Genomic DNA, 4,412 nt, shown 5'->3' with positions numbered 1-4,412 from the left:
GAGCAGGGCAACCAGAAGTGGAGCGATCCAGCCGCGTTTCATTGCTTCGGCCACCGCGCCAGCGGCTTTGTGAACGCCGAGCTTTTGGTAGCCCTTCGTTAAATTACGACGCACGGTTTCCGGTGAGCGACCTGTGGCCTTGGCGATCTCTTTGTAGGTATTGCCCGCTGCCAGCAGCATGAGGTCTACCGCTTCGGTGCGGGTGAAGCCGAGGCTGCCGCGTTGAGGGTTGATCTTTGCCTGCCAATTGCCTTGTGTGATTTGCATGATGGTTATCCCTTACTCGTGTTCTGTTAAGAACCATTTAAGTACCTTTATGGTACATAGTCAAGGGAAGATGTTCTTTTTAGGTACATATCAGGGTGAAAATAAACCGCCTCGATGGGCGGCTTAGTTCTACTAATTAAATAAGAGGTGCTATGAAGAAGTGGCTGCTGGAGCGCCGTCAGGGGTGGGGGCTTTTGTGATGCTGCTGGTGTCAATATTCATGAACTGACCGATAATTCGCTTCTTGAGTGGTATTTGAAGCAACTCCTTTCGGCCATCATCGCCTAAAAGAGCGAGCGTCGCATCGTTATGCGCTTGCATCTCCACCACAGAAAGCTCGGCTGGCTCGTCCATTTCAATGCTGCGCAGCGTTTGCTGTATGTCGCTGGTCAAGCCTTCCACTTCAAAGCGCTTTTGAAGCGCAATCCAGCGCCGCCGTAACTCCATATGCTGAGCTTCTTTAGCGGCGGTGCCTACCACCAGATCGATTGCTGAAAACAGCGCGACAATGGCAGCCATAATACTTGCGGCAGTAGGCGTGTCTGAAAAAAGAAAGGACATTGCCGCCGTTGAGCCAAAGAATACGCCCACAAACGCCGTCAGCTTATGCCACTGAGCAAACAATGCGGCCCGCCGTGTGTGGTAGCGGATGTTTCTTAGTAAGTAGTGCCTAAGCGCATGAAGCCTGTCTTCGGCAGCTTCGTCATTAATGCTTGGGTTTGGGTCTTGGTGGAGCGGGTCGGCTTTGTGCGACTTCGTTGATGCCGCGGTGTCGTGTGTCGGAGAAGCTGTCATTGTTGCTTTTCCTTGTGCTTTCACCCTTGTCTTTCGGGTGTGATGGAGTTTGGTTTCGCTTGTCCGACATAATAGCAGCTCGCTTGGGGTTGGGGTGTATTACAGGCGCGTTTTGGCCTCCACAGCCACGCCTAATATCCGGCAGTTGCCGTTGATCGGTATAAGGGGGTAGGCGGGGTTAAGCGGCTTTAGGTAGCGTTGACCGCCGTCGACTATCAGCTTTTTGAAGGTAGCTTCGTTGCTTTCGTCTAACTGGGCGACCACCAATTTCCCTGGCGCCGCCTCGACCCCCGTATCGACTAATACCAGTGTTCCCTCGGGGATGCTTGGCCTAACGCCTGCTGGCGCCGTCATTGAATCGCCAGTCACTTCCAGCCAGAAAGCTGAGCCTTTGGCCTCGTAGTCGGTGCTTTCGTGGCGCTCTTCCATGCCTGCGGGGTAGGGAACGATGCACTCCGCAAACCTTCCCGCCTGCACTTCCGACACCACGGGGTAGCGGTGGTAGCGCAGTGGTTGCGCCGCTGGTGATGTATTGGCGTCGTAGCTGGCGCGAGCATCGCGGGCGCCGCTGTCATGGTCATAGTCCAGCCAACCTGAAGGCTTACCAAAGCACGACTCGATATGGCGAGCCATTTTGCTGCCAATGTTTTTCGTAGGGTTGCTGCCCATAACACGGCTCATTTGAGTGGGCTCGCGATCCACTTTGATGGCGAATGGAGTTGTGCCACCTGCCTGCTTGGCGAGTGATCGAGCATTTTCTAAGCGTATTTGGGCGATTTCTTTCATGTCCGTATTGAACATCATTTGTACTCTTAGGGTACAGTGCCTTTACGGTACATCTTTTGCGGGCTACTATGTACCAAATTGGTACTTAAGAGGGCGCAAAAATGGGCCAAAACTCGCATCGTGAGTTCTGGAAGGCATTAACGGTTGAGCAGCGTGAAGTCATTGCGGATCAAGCAGGCACGACTGCCGAGTATCTGCGCCAAGTTCTTGTCTATGAGCGCCAGCCAAGTGCCGACATGGCAAAACGTCTGGAAGAAGCGACGCAGGGTGTGCTAACCCGCCGAACGCTTCGGCCTGACCTTTTCGCGGACATGCAGGTATCAACGCAATGATTCCAGTATATGAGCCAGCCCATATAAGGACAGCGCCATCGGCGTGTCTGTGTGTACATCCAGTGTTTAGTGAGGTGAGTGTATGAGCATGCTCAACCTGCTGGACAGGCCAATAGCGTTCAACCGAACCTTCGTTGATTTGGGTATCGGCATCACCGGCGCCCTGATGCTATCGCAGTGCGTTTACTGGTCTACCCGCACCAAGGACAGCGAAGGCTGGTTCTACAAGACGCAGGCTGAATGGACGGAAGAAACGGGCATGACGCGCCGTGAGCAAGAGACCGCCCGTAAGAAGTTAGTCAGCAAGGGATACATCGAGGAGGTGCGCCGCGGCGTACCTTGCAAGACCTATTACCGGCTTGATCGTGAGGCGCTAGAAGCCGCCCTTATGCAGGTTGCACAAAAGCGCCATTCCAGTATGGCGGAAAGCGCCAATCAAGAATGTACGAATACGCCACCCAGTATGGCGGAAAGCGCCAAACTGGATTGCACGAAAGCGCCAAACAGTGATGGCGGAAAGCGCCAAACTATTACAGAGACTACTACAGAGACTACAGCAGAGAGCACACAGAAAGGCGCACCGGGGGCAAGCCCCGATGCATCGGAGGGTGATTACCTGAGTGCTGACGAACCACAAGCGGAAACTGCTGGCGCTCAAGAATCTAGCGATGACCTGCTGGCGCGCATCCCCGCCGATATGCCCGGCACTCGTGACCCCAAAGCCAAAACGTTTAAGCCCTGGGCGAACTACGCCTGCGCTTACCGTGCCCGTTACGGCACGTGGCCGGTCTGGAATCAAAAGACCGCCGCGAACATGAGTCAACTGGTCGACCGTGTAGGGGCTGAGCGCGCTCCCGCCGTGGCCGCGTATTACCTGAAGCTCAACAGCCAGTTTTACACCGCTCGCATGCATCCCGTGGGTTTGCTCCTGCAGGACTGCGAATCCATCGCCACACAACTCGCCACTGGGCAGCAGGTCACCCAGGCTCGCGCCCGCCAAGTCGACAGCACTCAAACCAACCTGAGCAACGCGGAGGAGGCCAAGCGGTTGCTGGCCGCCAAACGCCAACAGCAGGAGGCCGCATCATGCCGTTAAGCCCATCACAAATCGATCAGGTCGTTGATCTGGTTTACGCCACCGCCGAAGTGCTAGGGCAGGAGATCCGCCCGGCCGCCGCCGGTTTGATCGCCGAAGACCTGAGCGCCTACCCATTTGCTGAAATTGGCCGCGCGTTAGCCCGCTGCCGTGCCGAGCTACACGGCAAGCTGACCCTGGCGGCAATCATTGAGCGCTTACCCAGTGCGAACGCTCATTTGAGCGGTAACGAGGCATGGGCGCTGGCATTGAACAGCACTGACGAGCAGGAGACCGTGATCTGGACGCCGGAGATCGCCCGCGCCTTTGCCGCTGCCAAGCCTGTGTTGGACGGTGGTGACAAGGTGGGTGCCCGTATGTCGTTTCTGGCCGCGTACGAGCGGGAGCTTTCCGCCGCCAAAGCGGAAGCCCGCCAGCCTGAGTGGATGGTTTCGCTAGGCCATGACCCGCAGCGGCGCGAGATCGTGCTGAACGATGCCGTGAGTGCTGGCAAGCTGCCTGCGCCTAAGGTTGCCCACCTGTTACCACCGCCTGACAAGCCCGTGACCGAGGAGGGTAAGCGCCAGCGCAAGCAGGTGGTGAGCCACCTTCGCGAATTGATCAACAAGCCCGGTGACCAGAAAGCCGAGCAGCGCCGCGAAGCCCGAGAGCTTGAAGAGGCCCGCCGGCGGGAATTGTTAGAGCAAGCAGGCGCACCCATGGCCGCTTTTGGAGGACGTTGATTATGAACACCGCATTTCAGCCGAGTGGCAATGAAGTAAAGCAAGCCGCGTTTAGCGATCACCGCCGCTCAGGGAAGCTCAGCGCTTCGCGTGGCTTGGTGACTGCCTCGCTGGTCAGCAAGGGCCCCATGACCCGCAACCAGATAGCCGATGCCACCGGCCTGCCGTTGGCCAGCATTTGCGGCCGTTGCCGTGAGTTGCTCGATCTTGATTATATCGAGGTGGCGGGCATGAGCGCCGATTCTCCAGCACGCCAGGTGTTGGGGTTGACTGAAAGTGGCAAGGCGATGGTGGCTGTGGCTGCTGAGGGGGTGGCGTCGTGAGCATCCTAAAACCCGCTGATCATCAAAACATCGTCCTACGCCTGCTTGCGCGCTCAGCCGCGTGTGACGCTCAGCACTTAGCCACGCTGGC

Annotated in this window: 7 protein-coding genes; 4 read left to right on the top strand and 3 right to left on the bottom strand. The window is 56.9% G+C overall.

Annotated elements, in window-relative coordinates:
* The 3 genes from CXF87_RS11615 to CXF87_RS11605 all read right to left on the bottom strand — a co-directional run.
* On the bottom strand, nucleotides 1-267 hold a 267-nt coding region (locus CXF87_RS11615; RefSeq protein ID WP_198556072.1), incomplete at its 3' end, for a response regulator transcription factor.
* Nucleotides 268-417: 150 nt separating this feature from the next.
* Nucleotides 418-1,062, bottom strand: coding sequence for a hypothetical protein (locus CXF87_RS11610; RefSeq protein ID WP_101146732.1), 645 nt, complete (start codon nucleotides 1,060-1,062; stop codon nucleotides 418-420).
* A 99-nt stretch (nucleotides 1,063-1,161) separates the two neighbouring features.
* The gene (locus CXF87_RS11605; RefSeq protein ID WP_232774899.1) at nucleotides 1,162-1,866 is read right to left on the bottom strand and encodes a LexA family protein; all 705 of its coding nucleotides are present in this window, start codon (nucleotides 1,864-1,866) and stop codon (nucleotides 1,162-1,164) included.
* Between the two features lie 83 nt (nucleotides 1,867-1,949).
* Between CXF87_RS11605 and CXF87_RS11600 the strand changes: the two genes are divergently transcribed.
* From CXF87_RS11600 to CXF87_RS11585, 4 genes are all read left to right on the top strand, one after another.
* Nucleotides 1,950-2,180 carry a transcriptional regulator gene (locus tag CXF87_RS11600; RefSeq protein ID WP_101146731.1) on the top strand — a complete coding sequence of 77 codons (231 nt, stop codon included), beginning with the start codon at nucleotides 1,950-1,952 and terminating at the stop codon, nucleotides 2,178-2,180.
* A gap of 82 nt (nucleotides 2,181-2,262) precedes the next feature.
* Nucleotides 2,263-3,276 carry a hypothetical protein gene (locus CXF87_RS11595; RefSeq protein WP_101146730.1) on the top strand — a complete coding sequence of 338 codons (1,014 nt, stop codon included), beginning with the start codon at nucleotides 2,263-2,265 and terminating at the stop codon, nucleotides 3,274-3,276.
* A complete protein-coding gene (locus tag CXF87_RS11590; RefSeq protein WP_101146729.1) occupies nucleotides 3,267-3,998 on the top strand; it encodes a hypothetical protein in 732 nt (243 codons plus the stop codon). The genes CXF87_RS11595 and CXF87_RS11590 overlap by 10 nt, the downstream gene beginning before the upstream one ends.
* Nucleotides 3,999-4,000: 2 nt before the next feature.
* On the top strand, nucleotides 4,001-4,321 hold the full coding sequence (locus CXF87_RS11585) for a MarR family winged helix-turn-helix transcriptional regulator (RefSeq protein WP_101146728.1): 321 nt from the start codon (nucleotides 4,001-4,003) through the stop codon (nucleotides 4,319-4,321).
* The last annotated feature ends 91 nt before the right edge of the window (nucleotides 4,322-4,412 follow it).

The organism is Halomonas sp. MES3-P3E, from assembly GCF_002836035.1.
Taxonomy (GTDB): Bacteria; Pseudomonadota; Gammaproteobacteria; order Pseudomonadales; family Halomonadaceae; genus Vreelandella; species Vreelandella arctica.
The sequence above is the reverse complement of the archived record's forward strand: the minus strand, read 5'-3'. Positions and strand labels throughout refer to the sequence as shown.